The 26498-nt window shown below is 59.8% G+C and carries 24 protein-coding genes; 11 read left to right on the plus strand and 13 right to left on the minus strand.

The window, feature by feature from the left end; translation table 11 throughout:
• Nucleotides 1-54: 54 nt before the first annotated feature.
• Together BJ997_RS13355 and istA are read right to left on the minus strand one after the other, a co-directional pair.
• Nucleotides 55-834, minus strand: coding sequence for an ATP-binding protein (locus BJ997_RS13355; protein WP_035840897.1), 780 nt, complete (start codon nucleotides 832-834; stop codon nucleotides 55-57).
• The gene (gene istA / locus BJ997_RS13360) at nucleotides 834-2414 is read right to left on the minus strand and encodes an IS21 family transposase (protein ID WP_035840899.1); all 1581 of its coding nucleotides are present in this window, start codon (nucleotides 2412-2414) and stop codon (nucleotides 834-836) included. The genes BJ997_RS13355 and istA overlap by 1 nt, the downstream gene beginning before the upstream one ends.
• Nucleotides 2415-2568: 154 nt before the next feature.
• On the opposite strand from istA, the gene BJ997_RS13365 reads away from it, so the two are divergent.
• Nucleotides 2569-3258, plus strand: coding sequence for an ATP-binding protein (locus BJ997_RS13365; RefSeq protein ID WP_052542860.1), 690 nt, complete (start codon nucleotides 2569-2571; stop codon nucleotides 3256-3258).
• Between the two features lie 508 nt (nucleotides 3259-3766).
• Here BJ997_RS13365 and BJ997_RS13370 read toward each other — a convergent pair.
• A complete protein-coding gene (locus BJ997_RS13370) occupies nucleotides 3767-5887 on the minus strand; it encodes an acyltransferase family protein (RefSeq protein WP_084141163.1) in 2121 nt (706 codons plus the stop codon).
• Nucleotides 5888-6008: 121 nt separating this feature from the next.
• Nucleotides 6009-8297, minus strand: a complete 2289-nt coding sequence (locus tag BJ997_RS13375) for a hypothetical protein (protein WP_152602143.1) — start codon at nucleotides 8295-8297, stop codon at nucleotides 6009-6011.
• Between the two features lie 605 nt (nucleotides 8298-8902).
• Between BJ997_RS13375 and BJ997_RS13380 the strand changes: the two genes are divergently transcribed.
• Nucleotides 8903-9844 (plus strand): ABC transporter permease, encoded by a 942-nt coding sequence (locus tag BJ997_RS13380; protein ID WP_052542154.1) that lies wholly within the window; start codon nucleotides 8903-8905, stop codon nucleotides 9842-9844.
• Between the two features lie 3 nt (nucleotides 9845-9847).
• A complete protein-coding gene (locus BJ997_RS13385; protein WP_035836287.1) occupies nucleotides 9848-11065 on the plus strand; it encodes an ABC transporter ATP-binding protein in 1218 nt (405 codons plus the stop codon).
• On the opposite strand, the gene BJ997_RS13390 is transcribed toward BJ997_RS13385, so the two are convergent.
• Nucleotides 11062-12015 (minus strand): NAD-dependent epimerase/dehydratase family protein, encoded by a 954-nt coding sequence (locus BJ997_RS13390; protein ID WP_221243968.1) that lies wholly within the window; start codon nucleotides 12013-12015, stop codon nucleotides 11062-11064. The two genes, BJ997_RS13385 and BJ997_RS13390, sit on opposite strands and share 4 nt — an antisense overlap.
• A complete protein-coding gene (locus BJ997_RS13395) occupies nucleotides 11996-12982 on the minus strand; it encodes a glycosyltransferase domain-containing protein (protein ID WP_052542153.1) in 987 nt (328 codons plus the stop codon). The genes BJ997_RS13390 and BJ997_RS13395 overlap by 20 nt, the downstream gene beginning before the upstream one ends.
• A gap of 183 nt (nucleotides 12983-13165) precedes the next feature.
• On the opposite strand from BJ997_RS13395, the gene BJ997_RS13400 reads away from it, so the two are divergent.
• Nucleotides 13166-14014 carry a hypothetical protein gene (locus BJ997_RS13400; protein WP_152602142.1) on the plus strand — a complete coding sequence of 283 codons (849 nt, stop codon included), beginning with the start codon at nucleotides 13166-13168 and terminating at the stop codon, nucleotides 14012-14014.
• A 6-nt stretch (nucleotides 14015-14020) separates the two neighbouring features.
• Here the strand turns inward: BJ997_RS13400 and BJ997_RS13405 are convergent, their stop codons facing one another.
• The 3 genes from BJ997_RS13405 to BJ997_RS13415 are packed head-to-tail and all read right to left on the minus strand — an operon-like array spanning nucleotide 14021 to nucleotide 17034.
• Complete coding sequence (locus BJ997_RS13405) at nucleotides 14021-15001, minus strand: glycosyltransferase family 2 protein (RefSeq protein WP_035836285.1); 981 nt, start codon at nucleotides 14999-15001, stop codon at nucleotides 14021-14023.
• Nucleotides 14991-15920 (minus strand): NAD-dependent epimerase/dehydratase family protein, encoded by a 930-nt coding sequence (locus BJ997_RS13410; protein WP_035836284.1) that lies wholly within the window; start codon nucleotides 15918-15920, stop codon nucleotides 14991-14993. Before BJ997_RS13410 ends, BJ997_RS13405 begins: the two co-directional genes overlap by 11 nt.
• On the minus strand, nucleotides 15913-17034 hold the full coding sequence (locus tag BJ997_RS13415) for a rhamnosyltransferase WsaF family glycosyltransferase (RefSeq protein ID WP_052542152.1): 1122 nt from the start codon (nucleotides 17032-17034) through the stop codon (nucleotides 15913-15915). Before BJ997_RS13415 ends, BJ997_RS13410 begins: the two co-directional genes overlap by 8 nt.
• 248 nt (nucleotides 17035-17282) lie before the next feature.
• Here BJ997_RS13415 and BJ997_RS13420 point away from each other — a divergent pair, with 248 nt between their 5' ends.
• Nucleotides 17283-18143 carry a glycosyltransferase family 2 protein gene (locus BJ997_RS13420; protein ID WP_035836283.1) on the plus strand — a complete coding sequence of 287 codons (861 nt, stop codon included), beginning with the start codon at nucleotides 17283-17285 and terminating at the stop codon, nucleotides 18141-18143.
• Nucleotides 18144-18155: 12 nt separating this feature from the next.
• On the opposite strand, the gene rfbA is transcribed toward BJ997_RS13420, so the two are convergent.
• Genes rfbA through BJ997_RS13440 form a run of 4 tightly spaced genes read right to left on the minus strand, consistent with a single transcriptional unit; the run spans nucleotide 18156 to nucleotide 21465 of the window.
• Nucleotides 18156-19019: a glucose-1-phosphate thymidylyltransferase RfbA gene (rfbA, locus tag BJ997_RS13425; protein WP_035836282.1), complete on the minus strand. Its 864-nt coding sequence runs from the start codon at nucleotides 19017-19019 to the stop codon at nucleotides 18156-18158.
• A gap of 3 nt (nucleotides 19020-19022) precedes the next feature.
• Nucleotides 19023-19634: a dTDP-4-dehydrorhamnose 3,5-epimerase family protein gene (locus tag BJ997_RS13430; RefSeq protein ID WP_035836281.1), complete on the minus strand. Its 612-nt coding sequence runs from the start codon at nucleotides 19632-19634 to the stop codon at nucleotides 19023-19025.
• A gap of 32 nt (nucleotides 19635-19666) precedes the next feature.
• The gene (locus tag BJ997_RS21555) at nucleotides 19667-21295 is read right to left on the minus strand and encodes a glycosyltransferase family 2 protein (RefSeq protein ID WP_152602141.1); all 1629 of its coding nucleotides are present in this window, start codon (nucleotides 21293-21295) and stop codon (nucleotides 19667-19669) included.
• Complete coding sequence (locus tag BJ997_RS13440; protein WP_152602140.1) at nucleotides 21211-21465, minus strand: hypothetical protein; 255 nt, start codon at nucleotides 21463-21465, stop codon at nucleotides 21211-21213. Before BJ997_RS13440 ends, BJ997_RS21555 begins: the two co-directional genes overlap by 85 nt.
• A 148-nt stretch (nucleotides 21466-21613) precedes the next feature.
• Here BJ997_RS13440 and rfbB point away from each other — a divergent pair, with 148 nt between their 5' ends.
• The 6 genes from rfbB (at nucleotide 21614) to BJ997_RS13470 (ending at nucleotide 26481) form a co-directional block, all read left to right on the plus strand.
• Complete coding sequence (gene rfbB, locus BJ997_RS13445; RefSeq protein WP_035836278.1) at nucleotides 21614-22603, plus strand: dTDP-glucose 4,6-dehydratase; 990 nt, start codon at nucleotides 21614-21616, stop codon at nucleotides 22601-22603.
• A gap of 75 nt (nucleotides 22604-22678) precedes the next feature.
• Nucleotides 22679-23530, plus strand: coding sequence for a dTDP-4-dehydrorhamnose reductase (rfbD, locus tag BJ997_RS13450; RefSeq protein WP_035836277.1), 852 nt, complete (start codon nucleotides 22679-22681; stop codon nucleotides 23528-23530).
• Complete coding sequence (locus BJ997_RS13455; protein ID WP_035836276.1) at nucleotides 23527-24669, plus strand: glycosyltransferase family 4 protein; 1143 nt, start codon at nucleotides 23527-23529, stop codon at nucleotides 24667-24669. Before rfbD ends, BJ997_RS13455 begins: the two co-directional genes overlap by 4 nt.
• Nucleotides 24670-24712: 43 nt before the next feature.
• Nucleotides 24713-25162 (plus strand): GtrA family protein, encoded by a 450-nt coding sequence (locus BJ997_RS13460; RefSeq protein WP_035836275.1) that lies wholly within the window; start codon nucleotides 24713-24715, stop codon nucleotides 25160-25162.
• 80 nt (nucleotides 25163-25242) lie between these two features.
• Entirely contained in the window at nucleotides 25243-26139 is an 897-nt protein-coding gene (locus tag BJ997_RS13465; protein ID WP_084141162.1) for a glycerophosphodiester phosphodiesterase, read from the plus strand.
• Nucleotides 26140-26322: 183 nt separating this feature from the next.
• On the plus strand, nucleotides 26323-26481 hold the full coding sequence (locus tag BJ997_RS13470; RefSeq protein WP_160175859.1) for a hypothetical protein: 159 nt from the start codon (nucleotides 26323-26325) through the stop codon (nucleotides 26479-26481).
• The last annotated feature ends 17 nt before the right edge of the window (nucleotides 26482-26498 follow it).

Genomic DNA, 26498 nt, shown 5'->3' on the forward strand with positions numbered 1-26498 from the left:
GCCAGGCTGGCGATGGGGCCAGCCCGGCCAGATCGTCTGGACGACGTTCGGGCGTTACTCCCAGTAGTCCTTCGCGGTCTTTGCTTCGTCGCTGCGCAGGCGTCGCATGTCGACCTCGCCGAGGTTGAGCGTGCGAGCTTGACTGGCGAGCCGGTTGACGGTGGAGTCGGCCGCTATCCGGTCGGGTAGGGCCTCGACCCAGTAGGCTGGCCCGGATTGGCTGACGATGATCGTCGGCAACCGATGATCACGGTTGGCCAGGATCGAGAAGAGATCGCTGGAAGCATTGGGGTCGATCCCCACCGTTAAAAAGTCGTCGATGATCAGCAAATCCACGTCGCTGAGCTTGTTGAGCATGTTCTGGTGCCCGATCGCGTCGCCTCGAGCGATGACCAGCTGGCGGGCCAGATCATCCATCCGGGTGTAGTGAACGCTGTGCTCGCTGTGGCAGGCAGCGATGCCGATCGCGCAGGCCAGATAGGTTTTACCGCCGCCGGTGGGCGAGATGATGAGTAGGTTTCTCGGGTCGGCCTTCCAGTCGTGGGCGGCGTAGCGTTTCATCCGCACCGGGGTGATGTTGCGTCCCGGCGGGTAGTTCAGCTCAGCCACCGATGCCTCCGGGATCGGGAACTTGGCTTGACGGATCAGTTTCTCGATCCGGATTGAGCGGCGAAGCTCCAACGCCTCATCGACGGCCGTGAGGAACAGCTCCTCGGGCGCGGCAGCATCGTTGGCTTCGTCCTTGATCAGTTCCTCGAACCGCGCCGCGAGGTGCGTGATGCGCAGAGCCTTGAATTTGTCGTGGTCGACGCTGGTGAATACGCTGCCGATCATCAGCGGTCCTTGTAGTAGTCGGCGCCGCGGACCATGACGCTGGGCGTATCGGCAGGCCCGGGCGGGCTCTTCGTATTCGTGGCCGCCGGCACCAATGGGTGGCTTTGTTTCTTATCGCCGGTGATGGTCGCCATGATGCGTTTCAGCGTCGTGTAGGTCGGGTAACCGCGCTGGTTGACGATCTGCTGGCACGCCGATTCGAGTCGCTGCTTGTTGCTCTTGCCGAGGGTCATCAGGATGTTTTGGCAGTCGAGGTAGGCCTGAGCTTCGATGACGGAACGGTCCAAGATCATCTTGATCACCGTCACGGTCGCCGGCCCGAAGCTCTTGGCGCGATGCTCGAACCACTCCCGTGTCCAGAGCCCTTCGAGGTCGTGGTGGCGTTCCGGGGCGTGCTCGGCAACGGTGGAGTATTGGCCCTTGCGTCCGGATTTGCGCGGGTGTTCGCAGATGAGCGTGTCGCCATCAAAGATGGTGACGTTGCTGCCGGTCAGACGCACTCGCAACATCTGCCCGGCCAGTTTGTAAGGCACCGAGTAGTGCTGGTACTCGGCAGTGACATGGTAATTTCGCCCCACCTTCAGTTGCTTCCACGAGACCGTATCGAATCGGTGCGCCGGTAACGGCTGGAGCAGCTCGGCCTCGGCGGCGCGGAATCGTTCGGACCGGGTGGTGCCGTCGGCGCGGCGCATCTGCTCGTTCACTTCGACCATGCGTTCCTTGATTGCAGAATTGAGCTCGGTGAAGGTTGTCCATATTTCTTCGGCGAGGTAGCCTATTACTCGCTTGTTGATGGTGTTTACCGCTGATTCTGCGGCGGCTTTGTCCCGGGGGCGGCGGACGCGGGCTGGCACGACGGCGGTGGAATAGTGGTCGGCGAGCTCTTGGTATCGGGCCTGGACGACGCGAGCACTATCGTCTTTCACCGTTCGGTGGGTGGCGGTGGCGGCGTTATCGGGGACGATGAGCTGGGTTGAACCGCCGAGGAACTCGAAGGCCTGAACGTGGGCGTTGTTCCAGGAGTCTTGCTTCATGTCGGCATAGGCCGAGCAGAAGATCAGCCCGGAAAACGGTAGGACCGCGACGAAGAGGTAGCCCTTGCGGATCTCCCCGGTGACCATGTCTGCAACCGGGAGTGTGTCGCCGGCCCAGTCCACGAGTAGTGCTCGGCCCGGATCGTGGTGCAGAGTCGCCACGACGTCATGCGTGTTCACGAACTCGGTGAACAGCTCGCAGTACCGCGAATACCCGTACTTACGCCCCGGCCGTGCCGAATCCAAACCCACATACATTCGCCATCCCTGCTGCAGCGTGAAGTGCTTATTGCTCTTCATCGACTTCAGCGTTCCCACGAAGTCAGGCTGGATGAAGGCTTCCGATACGCTGCGGCGTTTGTCGGGGAACAGTTCTGCCCACTGCTCGTCACTCATCGCCGCGGTCGCCGCGGCGGTCAAGTTCTTCGCTGTGATGGTCTTCTTCACCATCGAGATTTCGCGGCGTGAACATCCCACTAGGCCCGTGATCTCGTCGTAGCTGCGGCCCTCGAATACCAACGCTGTTATGGCTTTGTAGCTCGCCATCAATGCCCCCTCCGTTAGGAATCGGCAACACCGGTCGTGCTGCCGTCCTGTCAAAGGGATCAAATCAAGATGGCCGCCGTACCAACTCCGTGGAACGGCAGTACCAACAACGTGGACTAACCGTACCGAGTCGGACTACTCGCCAGGCGAGCTCCTGCAGGCCATCGACCTGCAGGACGAGATTCTCTCGATCAGCCTGACCTTCGAGGAACGGGTCCGGCTCGTTGTTGACGACGCCTACTCGACGTTCATGCATTCCAAGGTTGACGGGCTGATCCGGCGGGCGGGACTTCGTTATCCGAACGCGGATCTGCGCCGCATCGACCTCCTTGACGAGCGCGGCCTCAACCGGCAGGTGCTGACCCAGCTCGGGACCTGCTCGTTCGTCACCCGGCAACAGAACGTCGTCTTCCAAGGCTTCACCGGGTCGGGAAAGTCGTATCTAGGATGCGCTCTCGCCAAACGTGCTTGCGAGCATCGCATCCGCGCCCATTACGTCCGAATGCCCGACCTCGAGGAAGCTTGGGTCGCCGCCCAGGATACAACCGGTGGGGCGGGAAAGTTCCTGCGGAAGTATGCCGCCTTCACGCTCTTGGTCATCGATGAGTGGCTGCTGGATAAGCCGACGGAATCGATGCGGACGATGCTGCTGGAGCTGATGGAGCGCCGTTACGGCGAGACGTCGACGGTGTTCTGCACCCAGTATCAGCAGAAGGACTGGCACCAACGCCTCGGCGCCGGCGTTCACGCCGACGCCATCATGGATCGCATCATCCACAACACGACCTGGGTCGACACTGGCACCTACAACATGAGAGAACAAGCCGCCCTCGCGACCGCGTAATCGGTGACGGGGAGCACCAGTGGGGCTGAGCCACACCACCCCTGGTGCTCTTCCGCACGACTGGTGGGGCTCAACGGCACGATCGGGTGGGGCTCAACGGCTCGAATACTCACGTAACAGTTCGCCGTGATGAGAGACTCTGGCACGGCGCGCTGCGCCGCATCGGGTACGGCCTGACAGATTTCTGCCCGTTCTCCGCCTGCACACCAAATACTGACCAAATGGAAGTCATCGTCGGGGCTGGAACCTACCGGCGAAGCGAGTGCCCAGCACATGAGCGCAACGACGGCGAGCACGGGCGCCAGAATGATACTCGAGAACCTGCCACGTGCAAACGACAACCTGCCCACCCCTTAAACTCTTCGATTGATGAAATCGCAGCCCCTGCAGAGGCAGCGCGCCCGGACATTCAGGGGGGCGATTGCGAGCACACAGGAAGGCCATGTTTAGCCGCGGTAATTGCCTAGACTACCAAGGCAGACAGCTGGACTTCCTGTCCAAACCTCATCTATTCAGGGGAAAAAGCCTTCCCCAGACGTTCGCCTAAGATCGGAGCAAGTGTCTCCGCGAAAGACCGGGTGAAGTGACTCCCATCGGCATACACGACCAAGCCGCCGATCACCGGATAACAGTAAATGTCATCGCAAAACGTGTCAGAAAGGTCCACAAATTCTATTGAGGGTAGCTCACTGACAGCTCTCACCATGGTGTCATCTGTCAGCAGGTCACCACGTTTTACGGCGCAAGGCGCGTCACTTTCCGACGTCTTTCCGAGGCACTCGGTCACATTTAGTCCCTCGGTGCCGTCATCACCTCTCACCGACCCCGGCGGGTCTCGCAGGACGATCACTTGCTTCCCCGCGTCCACGAGTGACTTTAGGTCACGCTTGACCAGGGCTTCGTCGAGCATCGAACTCATGCCTCCCACATACTTGCTCGTGGCGTTGGAGATGATTACGGCATCGACGCTGGGCTCAGCCTTGAGCAACTCCATGACGTTGGCCCCCCACTCACTGCAGTCCGTATTCGACGGCGCGACACCGATTCCGGGGCATCCACCCTTAATGTATGTCATCACCTTCCAGCCATTCGTTTCCGCAGCAGGAGCAAGCGCCTCAATGAATTGACCGGCATGGGAATCCCCGAAAAGAGCAATCGTCACGGTGGGGCTTGCTACTTCTCCAAAGGTGCACGGTTCAAGAGGCACCGCACCTCCGCCAAGTTCACAAGGGCCAATGGCGACGCCGACGCCGATATCACCGGCGGCGAGTGCGACATCCGTTGTGGATGTCGTATTGAAGGGGTGAGGACATTCATGATCGGGTTCGGTGGCGCCAGCACCGAGACATGGCGTGCCACGTAAGGCGTCAACCGCCGACGATGCGACGTCGACTTGGTTACGAAGGACAAGGAAGCCCGTCGTGCAAGTCAGGAGGATGACCAACATCGATGCCGCCACGAAGACGAATGGCTTCTTGGACCCGACGACATTCCAAGTCTTGGCGCGCTGAAAAGGAAGTTCCACGTACCGCCAGGTGCCGAACGCAAGGACGCCAGTGAGGCCAAGTACTGCCAGCTTCTGTTGAACCCCCCACGGACCGTCCGCTATAAACGGCCAGAAGACGATTAGAGGCCAGTGCCACAGGTAGATGGAATAGGAAATACTGCCCAGAAGTTGCACTGGGCGCACCGCACTCAACGTCCTGAACCAGCTTGGCTGGCCCAGCCCCGACGCTATAACCAAGAGCGTGCCACTGACTGGAAGCAACGCCGCATACCCGGGAAAGGCCGTCTCTCCGGAGTACGCCACGGCCGAGATCAGAATGAGAGCTACGCCAATTGCGCCCGTCAAACCTGAGCGAAGCCCTGAACGCATCGGGCGCCTTGGCCTTTGCCAGGCAAGGAAGGCCGCCAGACAACCACCACTGGCGAATTCCCAGATTCTCGTGGGTGTGACGAAGTACGCAGCCTCCGGATTGACGTTCGTGTACGTCATGGAGTAAATGAACGACGTGAGCGTCACGGCTGTTATGACAAGCAATATTGTCCTACGCCGCCTTCGGGCAACAAAAAAGGACATCATAAGAAACAGCGGCCAAATAAGGTAAAACTGCTCCTCAACCGACAATGTCCAGAAGTGCTGTACCGGTGACGCACTATTTTCTGCAGCTAGGTAGTCCACGGCGTTTCCCGCGAGGAGCCAGTTTTGCACGTAGAAGGCCGAGGCCAGGAACTCCCCACCAAACTGCTGCCACAGGGAGCGAGGTACGACCAAGAGGGTGAATCCCACGCTAGCCACAAGAACCAGAAATGACGCAGGGAGGAGTCTTCTTATCCGTCGCGCATAGAAATCCCCAACCGCGAAGTTTCGGTCTTCCATTTGGCGGCTGATATGAGTCGTAATGAGAAATCCGGATATCACGAAGAACACGTCGACACCCACGTAGCCGCCACTAAGGCGGTTGGGCCATAGATGAAAAACAACGACAAGTATCACTGCGATTGCGCGCAGTGCCTGGATCTCGGGGATTATGGCCGATCGCACCGGCGACGCCGGGTAAGACAAGTGAGAATTGATGCGAGCGTCGTCCCGTTCCTTCTCCAGAGAGATCACGTCACTGCGTTTCATCCAACTCACGAAGCACGACTAGCCCTTTCCCTGTGTACCCGCCAAGCGGATTCACCTTTGCCAGACCTGAGCGCGCCAAGGGCACATTCCTACCTGTGATCTCATGAGTCGATGGCTTCTGTTAGGCGATGCCTCCAGTGGGAATCATGTCCGCAAAACGTGGGATGACCTGGAGCCAGGATCGCCCCCCACTCAGCTGCGCAAATCGCTCCATGGATGTCACAGGGCGCTTTTCCCCTGACACAAGCTGATAGATCGCACCATTCGGCGTCCGAATGAAGTCGGTGGCGTCGGAGCCGACGATAAGTTGGTTGCAGGTAAATGAGTCCAGCGCGACAAACGTGAACGGATACAACGCATGGGCCGCCGGGGCAACTTTGTGAAGGCTGCCGCCGCTCGAAACATAACGCGTGTCCCCACACGTAATCCCGAAGGTTAGGGGGATATTCGACAACGGATATGCGTTGATCCGCTCGGCCGGCTCATATGTAAATCCGGTTAGCCCCGCCTCTGTCGTGAAGTCGAAGCTTGACAACGGGATTCGGTTAGTAACCCCATTAACAAGGAACACCGCGGCGTTGTCCGGGGAGCGCACTAGTGTTCCCGCAGTCAGCGCCACCGCGCCCTTCGGGATCGCCGCGATGACGCCGGCAGTAACAGGATGGATCGTCGGCGTCGCTGTGTCTGACAGCGCGAGCAATGCCTCCCAAGACGAAATCGGCCTGATCTCGTTGCCCATGAGCACATAGACCGTTTTGGAACTCGGGTCCTGCAGCAGCGCCCCGGCGGAGATATCTCCCCCCAGGGCATTGGAGTTGAGGAAGGCTTGCGAAACGCGAGTCGCCGGCAACCCGAACTGAGTTGCTGCTGCATCCCACCGGGCACGACCCTTGGCAGTCAGGACCCATGTACCAGCGACACCATCTGCTTTCACCAAACCATTGAATTCGGTCCCCGACGGGGTCAGCTTGCTGTGGCTGGTGGCATGTAGAGAGCCAGCGACCCTGTTCTGCAGACCCAGGGCCGCGGCATAGGCCGTGCCGATAGGCGACCGTGTTCCGTTCGCGAAAAAGGCATAGTCCGACGTGGATCGTTTTCTGATCAAAACTGAATCGCGCACAATTGGAGAGCCAAATGCCAATTCTTCTACCGCAGCCTCCGTCAGGACGTTTTGCTGAAGTGGTATGCCGGCAGCAACCTGGGATTGATCATCAAGGATCTCCCTCTTTGTGCCAAGGGTTATGTAATAGCGGTGGCCCGCTGTCGTCGCCAGAACGGGACCGATCAACGGCCCGGTCTGGAACGCACCCACTTGCTTATCAGTCAGCTGAACATAACCGTCAGAATTGCACGATCCGCCGTAATCTAGGACCTGTGCGCAGGAGTCGAAAGGCAACTTGATTCCGGCGTCGTGAAAGAACATGCGCCCGCCGGGCGACCGGAAGATCCGGCCAGCGTCGTGCTTCGTCGTGAAATTATTCAGGTAGCTCTGGGACACAAACCCGACCTGGCCCAGAGGCGCGAACGCTGTCATGAGCGCCAAGCTCCGGACTGGAAACTTGGAGGTTTCGGAAACAAGATAAACCTGAGCGCTGTCCGCCGATCGCAGCAGACTCGTCGAAGCAATGGGCGCGCCGAACCAGTCCGAGAAGATGCGCCAGAAATTGCGATTGCCGTAGGAACTGCACCCATCGCCCGTTCCGTACAGGTTTGCGAGCGCAGCCGGGTTGGGCTGATACGGCGTGTAGTTATAAAGACCGGCCGTTGCCTGATTTTCAATGTAGACCTCGCCGGTGCCGCACGCTGCATTGGGGTGATATCGGACATTGTTGACTCGTCCGGGTACGTGATTCCACCGAGTGGGATTGTTGGCGTAGAAGTTGAACTGCAACGCGGCGGCATAGACCTGATTGAAGAACCCGTAATAGGTGGAATCGCAGTCAGCCGTGTCTGGACAGCCGTAGCCCGTCGCGCTCCGGTACTGACGTGCCGACGGCGACGAATCAGAGACGATTCCCTGCTCCTTTTCGAGCAGGACCAGCATGGCCTTCTGGCTAATTCCGCAGGCGACACCGACGCGTGTGATGATGTCGGCAGCGCTTTCAGACGCCCGCCCCGCGTAAGCGGAGCAGGCATTTGCTACAGCTCCCCGTGTAGGCGTGTCTTGGCGAAAGTCTTTCAGGCAGACGTAGCCCGATTGACAGCCCGAGACTTGGGAGTTCAGGAAGCCCTGAACTGCACCCGCATCCATCGCACCACCGTCAAAGAACTGCACATCACTAATGATGTTTCCTGGATTGAAATCTTGAGCATTGGCCGCATCTGCCTGAAGAGCTGGACCAACACCTGTCAGAATTGAGCCCAGGAGTCCAGCGATGGCCAGGAGTCCAAGGAATCGTCTGCTTTTCACGATATCTCCACGTTCATGGGTTGCGACATGGTCGAAACCGTATCCAATTCGTATTTCAAGGTGACCGTCCACAAACCAACGGCAAAGTCCGAGACGGGGGCGCTGATTACTCCGCAGGACGTTGTCATGCGATCAGCGATTCCCTCACTTGCGACCCTGACGACTCGTCCGTCCCCCGCAAACTCAAAGGTGCATTTTCCGCCTGTCTCGATGAGACCGGAAACGTATCCCGAAGCAGACACGGACTTCCCGTCTGGATCAACTCCTGCCAGGACGATAACTGCCTCAATCTGGCTCGAAGTATCATCGTCTTCAGCAGGCGGGGTGCCGGGTTCGCGCGACTCCCCTGGCGCCCCATCCGGCATTCGAGTCGGCGATGGAAGCCCGGTGCAGCCAGTTACTGCAGCGACAACGGCCACTGCTATAACCAAGAAGCTGAGCCGTCGTGCGTCGCGGATCTTCACGGGGAGGCGTACTCTCTATCTTCGAACAACTCGGAAATAACCCGATTGGCTTAAGAGTAACCGCAAGTTTGCACATTATCGATGCAGACTTGTGTGCTTAGACTGTGTGGTTAGGTCGTCGACACCATTAAAGGATCAATCTTGGACTCTGAAACGCTCGAACAGAAGCGCAAAGCCGAACGTCAAATCTTCATTGCCGAACAGGATTTCTTTGACGCTGGGCAGCCCACGGGCTTCTTCAAGGGTTCCAGTCGATCGCTTGTAGACATTTGGAAGCACCGCGAGCTACTGTCCCGCCTAGTCAAAAGAGAGATCAAGGCACGGTATAAGGACAGTTCGCTCGGCATCCTTTGGAGCCTCTTCCGTCCGCTAGTGCAGCTCTTGATCTATTACTTCGCCATTGGCCAGATCTTGGGTGCCGCGCGGTCTGTCCCCGACTTCGCTGTATTCGTGTTTATCGGCCTCACGATGTGGACCCTATATAGCGAGATAATCAGCGGCAGTACGACGTCCATTCTCGGCAATGCCGGTCTCGTAAAGAAGGTGTATCTGCCCAGGGAAATTTTCCCTCTCAGTTCAGTCGGAAGCGCCCTCGTCAACTTCGGCATTCAGTCCATCGTGCTCCTGGGCGGTATTGCCGTCTTGAGCACCTTCTTGTGGTCCTACGACCTACTTCTGGCACCCGCGGCCGTCATCACGATTCTCGTATTCGGCACCGCCGTGGGACTTCTACTGTCTGCCCTGAACGTCTACCTGAGAGATGTTCAGCACTTTGTGGAAATTTACCTCATCGTTTTCTTCTGGGTTTCACCCATCGTGTATCCGTTCACGTTCATCCAGAATCAGCTCAACGGCAATTGGATGGAACAGATTTACCTGATGAACCCCGTGACTTTGTCAATCATCGCGGCACAGAAGGCACTCTGGACCGGTGGATCTACCGGTGTCGGCGATATGGCCCAAGCGTGGCCGGACAACCTAGAGCTCCGTCTCCTCGTCGCGTTCTTGTGCAGCGTTGTACTTCTCTGGATTTCTCAGCGTGTGTTCTCACGTCTGCAAGGCAACTTTGCTCAGGAGCTCTAACCCGTGTCGACACCAGTCATTATCAGCGTCAGCGACGTTTCCAAGAAATTCGTTCTGCACAAGCACAAGTCGCTCAAGGAGCGAATCGTGAGTGCGAACACCGCCAAGGCTCATCGGCAGGATTTCTGGGCCCTGCGAAACATCGACCTGAACGTTGAGACTGGAAGCACCGTTGGCCTCGTCGGCCACAACGGTTCAGGCAAAAGCACCCTCTTAAAGGTCATCGGCGGCATCATTGAACCGTCCAGCGGCACAGTGAAGCGCCGCGGGCGAATGGCCGCGCTCTTGGAACTCGGAGCAGGATTTCACCCTGACCTGACCGGCCGCGAGAATGTGTATCTTAACGCCGCCATCCTCGGTCTGAACCAGAAGGAAATTGACCGTCACTTCGAGGCAATCGTTGATTTTTCCGGCATCGAGGATTTCATCGACACCCAGGTGAAGTTTTACAGCTCCGGAATGTATGTGCGTCTTGCATTCGCCGTGGCTGTTCATGTGGACCCTGATCTCCTTCTCGTCGACGAAGTCCTCGCCGTCGGCGATGAGCCTTTCCAGAACAAGTGCATGGAAAAGATCAGAGAATTTCAACGGGAAGGTCGCACGATAGTTGTGGTCAGCCACTCTGCTTCTCAGATCAGTCGGCTATGCGACCGCGTCGTGGTAATGAATCACGGAGAGATGACCTTTGATGGCCCGCCCGCAGACGGCTTGCGCGTTCTTCGTTTCGGATACGAAGAACAGCGGCGCCACGAAGAACGCCAACGCGCCGGAGGCACTTTAGCCAAAGAAGAACTCGTCGCCCCGGCACGTATCACTGAAGTTGCAGTGGTGTCCGACCAAGCCGCTGACAAAGTCACAGCGGAGTCTGGCGATGACATAACGGTTGCGTTTACCTATGAGCTCATGGAATCTCAGCCGCCGTTAGTCGCGGGGATTGCAATAGAGACCGCTCAGGGGGACCCCATCTATGGATTGAACACGCGGATGCTCAAGTTGGACCTGCCCTCGGAAAAAGGGCGGCACACCGTGGAATTCAATTTTGCACAGCAAGCGCTCGGCGCTGGACAGTACACCCTTCGCGGCAGCCTCGAAACCTTGGCCGGCGAGTCCCTCGACCGCCTGAACCCAGCATCTAGTTTCGGGGTCACGAGCCCCGAGTTCGGAACCGGCTACCTCCGCATGAATGTGATTGCTGCGGTTCGCACAAAACAGCGCAGCTAGCGTCCCTGGGCCCAGTCGAACTGGCGTTGGAGCCCCTCTTGGATATCAACGAGGGGGCTCCATCCCAGTGCAGACGCGACCAGGGTTGCGCTTCCTCCGGTTCTCGTGACGTCGCCGTCCATCGCCGGAAGGTACGTCAGGTTGAGGGCCATCCCCGTGGTCTTCTCCACGAGGTCAAGTATCTCCAGGACCGTAACGCTGGACCCGCCCGACAAGTTCATCACCGGCGGCAACTCGCCATCGGCGTCAATGGCAGCGACGAGGGCGGCAACGATGTCATCGACATACGTGAAATCGCGAATCTGGAGCCCGTCACCATAGACAGTGATCGGCTCGCCTTGCCTGGCAGCGCCGAAGAACCGGGAAAAGGCCATGTCGGGGCGTTGACGTGGGCCGTAGACAGTGAAGAACCGAAAGCTGACCGTCGGAAGACCGAAGTTCTCCCTGTAGAGAGTCGTGAGGTGCTCGCCAGCCAGCTTCGTGACGCCATACGGGCTGTAGGGACGCGTCAGAGTGTCCTCGGATGTCGGGTACGACGTGGCTTGCCCATAGACCGAAGACGACGACCCAAAGACAAAACGCCTCAAGCTGGAGCTCCCGCGCGCGGCCTCGAGGAGCTTCTGCGTGGCCTCCACGTTGTTCCGCGTGTATGAATCGAATTGCGTCCCCCACGAGCCGCGCACTCCGGGTTGGCCGGCAAGGTGAATGACCGCGTCGACTCCGACGAGCACCTCCGACAGTGGAAGGGCGTTAAGATCGCCCTCGATTACAGTGAGTCGCTGTTGAGGGAGAGCCGCTATGTTCCGCCGCTTGATCTCGGTGTCGTAATAGTCCGAAAAAACGTCGATTCCAACGACATCAATCCCTCGGTCCAGAAGTGCCCGTGCTGTTGTTGAACCGATGAACCCTGCGATTCCAGTGACTAAGACTCTAATGAGTAATCCTTCCAACGGTGCGACTAGTGAAACTCCGTATTCGCCGAACGAATGCAGCCGTACGAATCACGCGGCGCGCTCCAACTTCGCCGAAGACCACGACTGCCGCTTCACCGCGAGTTTGCGGGATAGCGAGCTCGGCGACGAAGGCCGCAATTTCGCGGTCCTTACCCTCGAGCGCTTTCGCAATCCGCGTCTCTTCGCCGGCCTTGAGGTCTTTCATATCTTGCAGGGCCTGAGTCAGTTCACGTTCGGCCCGGCGAAGCTCAGACAGCAACGGCCCGGACCTGTGGCGAGTAATTTCGGTCAGGTGCGTCCGACGGTTCACCCCCGCCGGCCACTGATGATTCTGAGAATTCAGGTTATCCTGGTCAACGGCGTTGATCGAAACTCCGCTGAGCGCAAAGGCGACGTTTGCGGACAATTGGTCCCGCCGCGAGAAACGAAGAACGTGGTCAAACCACGTATTCATCATCGTCGTGACGGCGGGCGTGCTTCTTCGGGCAGACATGCCGTTCCAGAAGGGACGCTGATCGAGGATATCGGGGTACAGCTCGGCGTACTGCATGAGTTGCTCACTGACTCGAGCCGGGTCGTCATAGTTGAGCGCCAGCACCTCGTCGAATTCGTCAATCACTCGCTCGCGAAAGCTGTGGGGGGACACCGCATAGTCGCAGTCAGCAAGCCACTCGTCGAGAATGTCGTCCGGGTCCCGCTTGAGGAGCACGGCGTTGTCAATGTACAACAGCTCGTCATACTCGGCCAAGGACTCGTGGCCCCGAATCTTGAGGCTGCGCTGACTCCGAACCATATCGAAGGGGAATATCGGCTCGATGACCTTCAGCTGCCACGAGGTACTCTTAGCGTCCGGGTCGTCGGTGAAGCAGATGAAGTCGACGCTGGAATCGTGTGCCACGGGCTGTTCGATCAGGTCCTCGTATCCGCCGATGAGTGCCGTGTATACGACGCGTCTTGGGGTCATCCCGCATGTCTCCTTGGTTCGGAATCCACCACGTCCACAGCGTCAGATCTTCCAGATCGACAGCAGGTCAGAAGCTAGGCGGGAGTCGTACAACTGAGAATCCAGTCTACGCGTCCGGGTAGAATTCAAATTCACCCACAAGAATGGAGCGGGATGTTTCGTCGTGCACGCCCAGTGAGATTCGTGTACGCAGCGCAATATCGGCACTCCGGCTCTACCGTCATGCGAGGCGCCCAGCTCAGCGCGATTGCCGCGCAGTCGATGCCCGACCGAGACGTGAAATATGTCGAGTTGAATGTGGATATTCGCAACTCCGTCGTCTTCTTGACCAAAGGCGCGCTGAAGGCAATGACAATGGAGCGATTGGAGTCGCTCAAGAAGCACAAGAATGTACTGCTTTTTGATGTGGTCGACGAGCTACCGCCGCCCATCACGCATGGGTATGCCGATGTTCTAATCGCCGCATCTCACACCGCGTTTGTGCAACACTCCATTAATTTTCCGCATCTTCCCGTCCGGTTGGTCAACCATCACGTTGACCCTCGCGTCTCTGCGTTGCAGGTCGCCCCGCCCGATGACAGATTGCGGACGGCCTATTTCGGCGAGACGATCAACGCAATCTTCACCTCCATGATTACCGAGACGGTGCAGGTCGTGCCTATCGACACGTCTAGGCAGAGTTCGTCCTGGATCGACCACCTCGCCGCCTACAACCTCCACTATGCCGTCCGTGCCACCCGTGACCTCGACAATTACAAGCCGTTCTTGAAAGGATTCACCGCGGCCCATTGCGACTCGAACATCCTCATCCAGGCAACGGAAGCAGAGCCAGCCCAGTGGCTCGGCACGGACTATCCGTTTCTCGTACAAGGTCCAGCCACTGAAGCCTCAATTTTGGCAGCCATCGAGCACGCACGCGGCTGCTTTGGCGGCCCTGAGTGGAATCAAGGACTTGTGAGGATGCGCGAGGTCCGTGAACGCACATCCCCGGAACGAATTGGCGCAGAAGTCAGGTCCGCCTGCGCCGTCTAAACGGCCCTATTTGGTTTTCCGCTGGCCTTCCAGCGAACCTGTGAGAATCGCAGCCTCATCAGCTAAGTCGACGTCGACCGCGCGTCGGTAGCTGGTCCACTTTCGAATCTGAAAGAACGGGTTAATCGCCAGCCAATACAGCCGCCGCTTCGACGTGTATTGAGGGTCCTTCAGAATGCGAAGCGTATCCCCCGCAATCCCGCGAGCGATCAGACGGTACATGCCCTTGCGGTCAAGCATTCCCACTGCCGTGCCGATCTGCCGCAAGCCGACAGTCTCGTCGAATATTCGCGCTCCGAACTCAGAATAGGTGAGGTCGTTGGAGTGCTCAACTGCGGCCCGCGGGGCGTAAGCCTTGTGATAACCAGCCTCGATCAAGTCCTGGCCAAACATCTGATCTTCGGCATAACGCACGTCACGGTACGGAAGGCGGTCGACGAGAACCTCCCGTCGAGCGGCAGAATTCACGTCGGAATAGAACGTGATAGCGCCGAGAACTCCAGGGTTTGTTACGAACGTATCCTTGTAAAAGACGGTCGTACCGAAGTCGGGGCCGAATTGTGCGAAGACGCCGTTGATTTCATATTTCATGAGAGGGAAGCATTTCAGCCGGGGAACCTGCTTACCCATCACGGCGACGATGCGGTCATCCATGCTGAACGGCGTTATGAGTTCGCGCAGCCAGTCCTCAGAAAGTGGCACGGCATCGTGCGTCAGATAAGCGATGTACGTGCCCGTGCCGAGCTGCGCCGCCAGATTGCGAGTCTTGCCATGGCCGAAGTCAGAATTGGCGATTTGGTGCAAAATCACGTGGGGAAAGTCCCGCACAATCTCAAGTGTCGAATCGGTCGATCCCGAATCGATCACAAGAATCTCGACCAGTCCATCGACTTTCTGGATCGAAACCATCTCGAGAATCCGCCGCAGGTACGTCTCGCCGTTGTAGGTGGGAATAACGACTGTCGCAAGTGGTTGTTCAGCTGGCATGTTGGTCCCTGATCTCTTCGTAAGTTCGGCGAACGCCCTCATCCAGCGGCGTCAGCGGAACGTCACCGAACTCTGCCTTGTAGCGAGCGGTATCGAGCACGATACTGTCGACGAAGGTAGCCGGAACGGGTCGCTCGTCAATGTCAAAATCGGTGCCGGTGACCCGTCGCAAAGAATTGAGTATGTCAGTCACCGAATGGCCGGCACCGCTCCCCAGATTGTAGGTGTCCAATCTCGGCGGCGTGTCGACCATTCTGGCAATCATTGCGACGAGATCTTCTACGTAGAGATAGTCGCGAACCATCGAACCGCTTCCAAACCGGGCGACCGGGCGTCCCAGAACGATCTGGCGAAGGGCGATCGGGATAAGTCCTTGGCGCTTGTTCGGTCGCTGGCGCGTTCCAAACGGATTCGAGATGCGCAAGGTCGTCGACTCGAGGTGGTGCATCACCGAAAAATAGCGCAGGTAGTTCTCGATCGCGAGCTTGCCGATCGCATAGGGCGACACCGGCAAGGTTCGGTCTTGTTCGTCGTGAACGGGCTTGCCCTGGGGCCCGTAAATAGCCCCGCCTGTTGATGCGAAGTAAAAGTGCTTGGTGCCGGCGGTGACGCAGGCCTCCAGGAGCTCCACGCTTTGGGCAATGTTCGTACGAATATCCAGCGTGGGATCGCTCTCTGCAGTAGCTGGGCTGGTCGTCGAGAGGAAGTGGAAGACGAGATCCTGGCCGCGTACGGCCTCTTCCAGGTCTGCCCTGCTGAGGAACTCCCCTCGAAGGATCGATACGTCCCGGGCAGCAAACGTAGGTTCGCTCGAGCTGAAGCGGTCGAATGCAGTAACGTCGTGTCCCGCACCGACGAGCGAATCTACGAGGTGTGACCCCACAAATCCGTTGGCCCCTATGACAACCGCCCTAGCCACGCATGGCCCTTTCGAACGCCTGGACGAATTGCACTCCGGACTGCTCCCACGTGACGCCGTCCAGCGATTTCGACATAGCAACCGACCGTTCGCCATCCGCACGATCGACCACGTCGATCAGCCGTTTTGCAATGGCCCCCGGCGCGCTCGGCACATATTCGATGAAGGGATTGTCCGTCACCATGCGGTTATTCGGAGCGTCGTTTACGACTGGCGTGACCCCACTCGCCATGAGCTCAAGCGGGAGCAACGAAAGGTTCGACGCAGACAGCACGAGCCCTGCTGCGCAGCGGTTGTAAATCGCGTTCAACTGCGAAATATCGACACCCGACAAATTCTTGTGCGGAAACGGAATATCCCAGCTGGAAACGTCCCATCCGGCAAGGTTGATCGTGATGTCTGGTCGCGCGGCCGCGAATTGCTCCAGAGCCATGAGCCCGAGCTCCCAGCCGCGGCGTGGTGTGACCGGGCGGGCATAAAAGAAGATTTCCTTTCGCGGCGCAGTGTTGGTCACGTTGTAGAACTGGGTCTCAACCGCGAAATCAAAGTGGTCGGTTTGCATGCCGTAGTCGGCGTGCAGCTTGTGAGACAGCCACCCGCCCGCTGTCATACCGTGGAAACCGAAGCGATATGTGTTTTCCGCCAGCATCGCTTCTGATCCTGCGGGATAGAAGCTCGGCTCGAAGTCCTGCACAAAATAGAATCGCCGGGCAGTTGACTTGTCCAGGAACACCGGATAAGCAGTCTCCCACCCCGTCGCGAAGATGGCTTGAGCAGAAGGGTCAACTCCCTTTGCACTGTCGTACATCGACATTTCAGCTTTAATATCGGGATATGCCGCAGATTTCCGCAGCATGGCACGCATGTCGCGGCTATTTACCACCACTGGAGTGTTCGTGTAGAAGTAAATAAGGCATCGATGCCCTGCCTTCTCAGCGAAGTCAATGAAGCGGAAAAGGTTTTGGTGGCCACCGCTGGTCGGGCTTGGCGGAGACATGATCCAAGCGATCGTCACCGGTCCGGAGTCGACGGAAATAGGTGTGGAGAGCTGCACCGGCGGGTCAGACCAGTCGGCCGCGAGAGCATCCTCGGTCTTGACAGGGAGCGTGATCATGTGCCCGGTTATACCTGCCTGGAGCCGCTTTTGAGTGCGAAACAGGAATGATCGTGGCCCTTCAATTCGAAGAATCCGAAGGCCGGTAAGCACTAATCTGACAAACTTCATTTATTTCCCAACAATCCGTCCGAGGCCGGCTCTGGCGGCGAAAGCTCAATCTTACCAAGCCGATCACAATCACGAACGCACGCCAGGTCGGCGGCGTAGTCCAGCCTCCAGCACGGCCCGACTATGCTGAACCTATAATGCCCAAATCAAGGCTGGACTCGACGGCAGTTGTCACCGTCACATACAACTCGGGCGCGTACCTGCGTCATTTTCTGCAGTCCGTTCGTGCCAGCGAACCCGAATCTGTGCACATTGTTGTCGCGGACAATGGCTCTACGGACGTTGACGAGGCGCGTCGGTACTGTGGCGAATTCCAGGCGACGTTTTTCGAACTCGGCAAGAATCTCGGTTACGGCGGGGCAATCAACGCGGCCGTCAATACCCTTCCCGAGAGCATCACCTCAGTACTGATCAGCAATCCTGACATTGAGCTCCGGCTTGGCTCGCTCTCCAGCATGGTGGATACCCTCAGTGCACGACCAGACGCGGGTTCGGTCGGGCCGTGCGTATTGAATTCCGACGGTTCCATTTACCCGTCAGCTCGGCGTCTTCCGTCATTGCGGACAGGAATTGGTCACGCCCTGTTTGCACATGTGTGGAAGAATAACCCTTGGACTACGCGATATCTCAGCGATGCGGTACAGCCGGAGACCACGCGCTCCGCAGGATGGCTGTCGGGGTCCTGCCTTCTCGTCCGCCGCAGCGCGTTCGATGCCCTGGGCGGCTTCGACAAGGCCTTCTTCATGTACTTCGAGGATGTGGATCTCGGCTATCGTTTGGGAAAATCCGGCTGGCTGAACCTCTACCTCCCCGCGGCCGTCGTGACCCACACAGGGGCACATTCGACAAGCACGGATTCAAGCAGAATGCTCCAGGTACATCACCAGAGCGCCTACCTCTACCTTGCGCGGAAATATCGCGGTTGGTATCTGGCCCCGGTTCGTGCAGGGCTGCGAGCAGCCCTGCACGTGCGGGCATGGTGGATGACCCGGCGCTAGCGAGACGCAGACTTACTGCGCCAGTAGCCCCTTGAGGTAACGGCCGTATCCGCTCTTCTCCAGCGGGCCGGCCAGTTTCTGAAGCTGTGCGTCATCGATCCACCCAGCTCGCCACGCGATCTCCTCGATGCAACCGATCTTGAAGCCCTGGCGATCTTCAATGACGCGGACATACTCGGAAGCCTGCATCATGGACTCGAAAGTCCCGGTGTCAAGCCATGCGACGCCTCGGTCGAGTACCTGAACCTGCAGTTGCCCAGCGTCGAGGTACCTCTCGTTGACGGTGCTGATTTCCAACTCGCCTCGTGCACTGGGCTCGATCGTCTTGGCGATCTCCACGACTGAGTTGTCGTAGAAATACAGCCCGGGAATGGCGTAGTTGCTCTTGGGCACCGCCGGCTTTTCTTCGATGGAAATCGCCCTCATCGCGTCGTCGAACTCGACAACGCCATAGGAAGTCGGGTTCGAGACGTGGTACGCAAAGATCAGCCCGCCGTCAATCTCGTCATGAGTGCGCAAAGACGTTCCGAGCCCCACGCCGTGGAAGATGTTGTCGCCCAATACGAGCGCGACGCTGTCGTCGCCAATAAACTCTTCGCCGATGATGAAGGCCTGAGCCAGGCCGTCTGGCGATGGCTGTATAGCGTACTCGAGTCGAATGCCCAGATCGGAACCGTCGCCCAGCAAGGATCTGAACTGGTCCTCATATTCCGGCGTCGTGATGATGAGAATCTCATTGATTCCGGCCATCATCAACGTGGAGAGAGGGTAGTAGATCATGGGCTTGTCATAGATCGGCATCAGCTGCTTGGAGATGCCGCGCGTGATGGGCCACAGGCGAGTTCCTGATCCGCCGGCCAGAATAATTCCGCGCATGATTTAAGCCTCAGTCCTGTTCAGGGAATCGTAGAACGCTCTGCAGTCGGCCCAGGTCGGGAGCAGTCCACCCGCTGCGGCCTCCCCCAGGCTAGGGGCGTCCGTGTCCTTCGACGAGAGTAGGGGCTCGCCGGCCTCGGGGGGGAACAACAGCCCGATCTCGGGGGAAAGCGGATCTATTCCGTGTTCCCGTGACGCGTTGTAGACATCGCTGACGAGATAGCTCACCGTGGCGTCATCGGTCAGCGCCACAAACGCATGACCGAGTCCTTCGGCCAGGTAGACGGCGCGCCGATCCACTGAATCGAGGAGCACCGAATCCCATTGCCCAAAGGTGGGCGACCCAACACGGATATCCACGATGAAGTCCAGCACTGCGCCGTGCATGGCCGTCACATACTTGGCCTGCCCCATCGGGATGTCCGCAAAGTGGATACCGCGAACGACGCCACGCTTCGAGACCGAGGTGTTCGCCTGGCGAAGGTTCAGTGGATGCCCGACGGCCTTGCTCAGGGCGTCAAAACGATACCACTCGAGGAAAACACCTCGATCATCACCAAATTGTCTAGGCGTGATTTCGTATGAGTCGGGAATGGAGAGTTCGCGAATTTGCACAGTAGAGAGCCTACCAAGTCACTCCCGGCCGACTAGCGCGGTGGTCGGCTCAATGCATACGGCCAATACCGGGTGTCGTTCATCCGAAAGCTCCAGCGCCCCCAAGCCACGTTTACCTCGAAGGTGTGGACCGAAGCGTCTCGAGTCTTCGACTCGAAGTGATACAGCTCAGCGTGTGGTGTCCAATAGATGTCGTGGCCAATCCAGGTCGTCTTCATACACAGATCGACGTCGTTGAAGTTTCCCGGCAAAAGGTTCGAAAGTCCGCCTACTTCGAAGTAAACGTCACGTGGCATCATCGCGCAGGCCGCGGTGACCCCGACGACCTCGCGCTCGACAAGATATCCGTCAAGAGGCCCACGATCGCCCCGCGGGACGTCTAGACCGATGTGGGACGCATCACCCTCGTGGTAGGCATGACCGGCATGTTGGATGGTTTCGTCGGCGTAGTACAACATGCCGCCAACCATGCCTGCTCCCGGAAGTTGCGCAAGGGAAAGAAGTGACTCGAGCCAGTCGGGGCTGATGACGTCAACATCGTCGTTCAGGAGGAGTACGAATTCCCCGTGCGAGTGCAGCACCCCCAGATTGACCTTGTCGGAAAAGTTGAAGGGTTTAGCCCACTCGACAAAACGAATTTGGTCACCGGCGAGGCGCTCAAGTTCGGTCACGACTTTCGGGTCGGCGACAGAATCGATGACAAGAACGAGTTCGAAGCTGCGATACGTGGATCGCTCCATCACGGATTTCACTGCATCGATCACAAAGCACCGGCGCTCTCCATCGACGACGGAATACATTCCCCGGGTCGGGATAACGATGGAGATCAACGGCTCGCCGACTACCAGCCGTCGCGTGTCGTGTACCCCGCGGGGGTCGACAGACTTGACGATCCCTCCGCCGGTCGCCTCCAGATGTTCGGTCAGGGCCGCTCGCGTTGAGGCCAGCGCTTCATCGTTCAGTAACGTGACCCCGCCAGGAACACGGTCGCGCAGAAACAGTTGTTCACCAATCAACTCGACCGCCTGTGACTTACGGGTTGAGCGCAGAGCCAGATCGTAGAGCAGCGCACCTGCCCGTGATGGGTTCAGCCCACCCGCCCGAAGAAACAGCTCCCGACGATAGAAGACGAGGTCACCAAAGTAGAACTGGCACCGCAGGCGCTCCGGCGAGAAGATCGGCTTATTCAGAGCCTCCATGTCGCTCCCGAGACCGGCAACTGCCTCGTTGGTGTAGATCAGTTCTGCCAGCGGGTGTTCCTCTACGAACGTGGCAAACACCTCGAGGGCCCCCGTCGTCGCGACTCCGGTCGGACGTAGGACGCTTATGAAGTCGCTCGTTGACGCTTCGACGGCAGCGTTCACGGCCTCCGCAAGTGATTCGTCTTCCTTGAGCAGTCGTACACTCGCGTTGCCTGCAACGAGATTCTGTGGAGCTTTCGAGGAAATAATGACGAAATCGACACTGCTCGACTCGCTCGCACCGACCGACCGAATGAATCGCTCGGTTTGGTCGCGAGCCTCGTCCGCGAGCAGGACGAACGTGACCGAGGGAGGTCTCGCCCCGGACGCGAGTATCACGCCTTCTTTCGATTCTTGATCTTGCGCAGGACCTTCCGAGCGAAGAGCATCGGGCTGACCGTGGCCAGCCCGGCCTTCCACGTTCGCGAGGCAAGGAGGGCTCGCAATTCCGCTTCCAGGGAATTTATCCGGTTGGGATAGATGACATTGAGGTTGGCCACCTCTGCCTGGAGACCGATCACGCGATCCACGAGGGCCAACTGCCGAGCGTCGCGGGCGAGGTCCGATTCTTCAGGTGTAGGTATAGTCATTTTTCCGTCTCTAAAGCCGCCGATGAAATTCGACTTGAGTCTAACAATTCGTGACGAAGAGTTTGCGAATGCCCTCACTGAGAAGAGCACCAATCGGCTTCCGGTAGAATCGCGACGCCTCTTAAGCGAACGGAACGGTTACCTCTATATGAAGATCCTCGTCACCGGCGGCGCCGGTTTTATCGGCTCGAACTTTGTTCGCCGCACCATTGAAGACAAGTACCCGGGCCTCGAAGGCGCCGAGGTCGTTGTTCTCGACGCCCTCACGTACTCCGGAAACCTCGAGAATCTGGCACCCATCGCCGATTCTTCGCGCTACACGTTCGTGCACGGCGACATCCGCGACGGCAAGCTGCTCGACACCCTGTTTCCCGACATCGATGCGGTTGTGCACTTCGCCGCCGAGTCGCACGTGGACCGCTCGGTGCGCGACGCCTCGATCTTCGTCGAGACCAACGTGCTCGGTACACAGCAGCTGCTCGACGCCGCCCTGCGCAACAACCTCAAGCGCTTCGTGCACGTCTCCACCGACGAGGTCTACGGCTCCATCGCCGAGGGTTCCTGGAACGAGGAGCGCGCGCTCGAGCCCAACTCCCCCTACTCGGCGTCGAAGGCCGGCAGCGACCTGCTCGCCCGCAGCTACCACCGCACCCACGGCCTCAACGTGTCGATCACGCGCTGCTCGAACAACTACGGCCCGTACCACTTTCCCGAGAAGGTCATCCCGCTGTTCGTCAGCAACCTGATCGACGACCTGCACGTTCCCCTCTACGGCGAGGGCAACAACATCCGCGACTGGCTGCACGTCGACGACCACACCCGCGCCATCGCCATGGTGCTCGTGAACGGCCGCGCCGGCGAGATCTACAACATCGGCGGCGGCACCGAGCTCACCAACAAAGAACTCACCCAGATGCTGCTCGACTCGACAGGCAAGGACTGGACCTACGTGGACCGCGTCGCCGACCGTCTCGGCCACGACCTGCGCTACTCGGTAGACATCTCCAAGATCCAGGCCGAGCTCGGCTACGCCCCCGAGGTTCCGTTCGAGCAGGGCCTCGCCGACGTCGTGCAGTGGTACCGCGACAACCGCAGCTGGTGGGAGCCGCTCAAGGCTCGCGCCGCCCTCGACAACTAGCATCACCGCTGCCACGGTGCCGGCTTTCGCGGTACCGTCGCAGGTGTCGGTTTCGAACACCTTTTAGGGAAGTGTATGAAGTATTTGATCACCGGAGCGTCTGGCATGCTCGGCCGCGACCTGCAGTCGGCCCTGGCCGGCCACACCGTGACCGCCATGGGGCGCGAGAACCTCGACGTGACCGACATGGATGCCGTGACGGCAGCCGTGGAAGGCCAGGACGTGGTGATCAACGCCGCCGCGTACACGAAGGTCGACGACGCAGAGACGAACGAGGATGCGGCGTACGCCGTGAATGCCGTGGGCGCCAAGAATCTGGCGATCGCGGCATCCGTCGCCGGTGCGAGGCTCGTGCAGGTGTCGACGGACTACGTGTTCAACGGCAGCGCCACGACCCCCTACGCCGAGAACACGCCGCTCGACCCGATCAGCGCCTACGGCCGCACGAAGGCCGCCGGCGAAGAATTCGTGCTCGCCAAGAACGCCCCGGCCACCTACATCGTGCGCACGGCCTGGCTCTACGGCCAGCACGGCCCGAACTTTGCCAAGACCATGCTGCGCCTCGCGGGCACGAACGACACCGTGACGGTGGTGAACGACCAGTTCGGCCAGCCCACCTGGACCAGTGACCTCGCCGCCCAGATCGTGTATCTGCTCGACGCGGATGCCCCGGCCGGCATCTATCACGGCACCAACTCCGGCGAAACGACCTGGTTCGACTTCGCGCGAGCGATCTTCGAAACGGCCGGCCTGGACCCCGAGCGCGTGCTCCCCACCGACAGCTCGGCCTTCGTGCGCCCGGCTCCGCGGCCCGCCTACTCGGTGCTCGGCCACGACGCCTGGGTCGCCGCCCGCCTCGAGCCCATGCGCCCCTGGCGTGAGGCTCTCGCCGACGCGGCCGCGGCAGGAGTCTTCGGAGCAGAATGATCACCCTTCGTGTTGTCGTAGATCAGATGGTCGCGCCGGTTCCCGGCGGCATCGGCCGTTACACCGAAGAGCTCACGCGCGCCCTCATCGCGACAGCACCGGCCGGCTGCGAAGTGGAGGGCATCGTTTCCTCGTCTCCCGCCGAACAGTACGAGAAGATCGAGGCGGCTCTGCCCGGCCTCGCCTCGCTGTCGAAGACCGCACTCGCCCGCCGTGAGGTGGCAGCCGCCTGGAGCCTCGGCGTCACGGCCTCATCCGGCACGGGCATGATCCATGCACCGTCGCTGCTCGCCCCCATGCGCCGGCATGATCGCCTCGCGGACGGAACGCAGATCGCTGTGACGATTCACGACGTGCTGGCGTGGACGCATCCAGAGTCGCTCACCACGGCGACCGTGGGCTGGACCAAGGCCATGGTGAAGCGCGCCCGCAAGCACGCCGACGCGGTAGTCGTGCCGAGCCACGCGGTCGCCGCGCAGCTCGCCGACATCGTGGACTTCGGCGATCGCGTGCGCGTGATCGGCGGCGCCGTGGGCCGCGGGCTCGTGCTCCCCTCCGATTCGCTGGTGTCCGGCCGCGTGGCCGCCCTGGGGCTCCCCCAGGACTACATCGCCACCACGGGCTCCCTCGACCCGCGCAAGGGCGTCACCTCGCTCATCACGGCCCTCGGGCTGCCGGGCGCCCCCGACCTGCCACTCATCGTGATCGGCCCCGATTCGTGGGGAGAGCTTGACATCGCCGCAGTGGCCGACGAGGCCGGGCTCGCGCCCGGCCGCGTGCGCGCCATGTCGGGGCTCAGCGACGAAGATCTCGCCATCGTGATCGCGCGCGCCGCGCTCTTCGTGTACCCGAGCCGTGAAGAGGGCTTCGCACTGCCCATCATCGAGGCCTTCCATCTCGGCACCCCCGTAGTGCACTCCGACGCCCCAGCCCTGGTCGAGGCCGCCGGCGACGCCGGGCTCGTGGTGCCGTTAGCGGATGCCGTGGGCTACTCCGAGCGCCTCGCCGCCGCCATGACCAAGGTGCTCACCGACACCGAGCTGGAGCAGCGCCTGCGCATCTTCGGGAGCGACCGCGCCAAGGCCTTCAGCTGGCGGGACTCGGCCGAGCGCGTCTGGCAGCTGCACGCCGACCTGTAACCCCCATTCATTTTCTCCCCACAAGTTAAACTTCAAAGGTCACATGCTCAAAAAACTCGCCGCGCTTGCCCGCGACCAGCGAATCCGCTTTCTGGCCGTTGGCGGAACGAATACTCTCGTTGGCTATGTGCTCTTCTCGGCATTCACTCTGTGGGTTTTCCACGACATCTACCTCGGCTACCTGCTCAGTCTCGCGGTCTCGTACGTGGTGGGCATCACCCTGGCGTTCGTGCTCTACCGCCGATTCGTGTTTCCGGTGCACGGCCACCTCCTGCGGGATTTCGCCCGGTTCGTGAGCGTGTACCTCGTGGCGATCGGCATCAACGCCGCCGCGCTGCCGCTGCTGGTTGAGGTTGCGCGGGTGCCGCCGCTCCTCGCCCAGCTGCTCATACTCGTGGCCACGACCCTGCTGAGCTTCTTCGGCCACAAGAAGTTCTCCTTCCACCGCACCCCCGGTGAGCACTCTCCCCCGACAGGTCCCCTCCACCCCTGATCCACCTGCGAGACACCTGGATATCACCTTCGCGTTAGAGCCTGAAAGCGCATTCAACGCTTTCAACGCTAGGAGATCCCATGAGCACGTCCCCCACCGTTCCCGTCGGAACGTCACGCCGCCGCCACACGGGCGCCGCCGCATCCGTCGCCATAGCACTCGCCGCCGGGCTGTCCCTCGGCGCGGTGCCGAGCGCATTCGCGAGCGAATCCCACGACGACGTTCTCAATGCCGCGCATCGCGGATCGAGCGACGCACACCCCGAGAACACTCTCACCGCGTTCCGGGCCGGCGCCGAACAGGGCGCCGACCTCATCGAGATCGACGTTCAGCGTTCGGCCGACGGGGAACTCGTGGTCATTCACGACACCACCCTGGCCCGCACCACCAACGTTGAGGAGCTTTTCCCCGACCGCGCCCCGTGGAATGTGGGCGACTTCACCGCCGCTGAAATGCAGACCCTCGACGCCGGATCGTGGAAGGGCTCGCAGTTCGCCGGGGAGAAGCTGCCGACCTTCACCGAGGCGATCGACGTCATCCGCCACAGCGGAGCCGGCATGCTGCTCGAGATCAAGGCCCCGGAGCTCTACACGGGCATCGAAGCGGATGTCTCGGCCGATTTGAGGGAGTCCCGCGGCTATGTGCAGTCTTCCGTCGCCCGGGACAAGCTCATGGTGCAGTCGTTCAACTTCGATTCCATGAAGACGTTCACTCAGCTCGAGCCGACCGTGCCCGTCGGCCTTCTCGGCACACCGGCGATCTCCCAACTGCCGGACCTGGCCACCTGGGCCGACCAGATCAACCCCCACCACCTGTCGATCGATGCGGCCTACGTTACCGAAGTGCAGCGTCTCGGCATGGACATCCTCGTGTGGACGGTCAACACCGAGGCCGACATGACGCGGGCCATCGACCTGGGTGTCGACGGCGTCATCACCAACCGTCCTGACGTGCTCGACGCCCTGCTCGACGACTGACGCTTTCGCTCAAACGGATGCCTCGGCGGCTACTGCGTCGGGGCATCCGTTGCGCACGAGGCGAGAGCGGCGTCGAGGTCCCGACAGGTGCTCTCCACCCCTGATTCACCCGCGCGACATCGGCCGATCACCAACGTGAGAGAGCCTGACTTTGTTCAGCTCTTCCCACGCGAAGGAGATCCCATGAGCACGTCTGTTCCGTCCACTCAAACCGAAACGCTCATCCGACGGTGCCGAGGGGTCGCGGTAACTCTCGCCATCATTCTGGCCGTCGCACTCTCAGCGCTCGTCGCACCGCACGCTTTCGCCAGCGAATCGAATCCCGTCACCCTGCAGCTCTGAAGCCCCCGCAGGGTGGT

Source organism: Cryobacterium roopkundense (assembly GCF_014200405.1).
GTDB lineage: Bacteria > Actinomycetota > Actinomycetes > Actinomycetales > Microbacteriaceae > Cryobacterium > Cryobacterium roopkundense.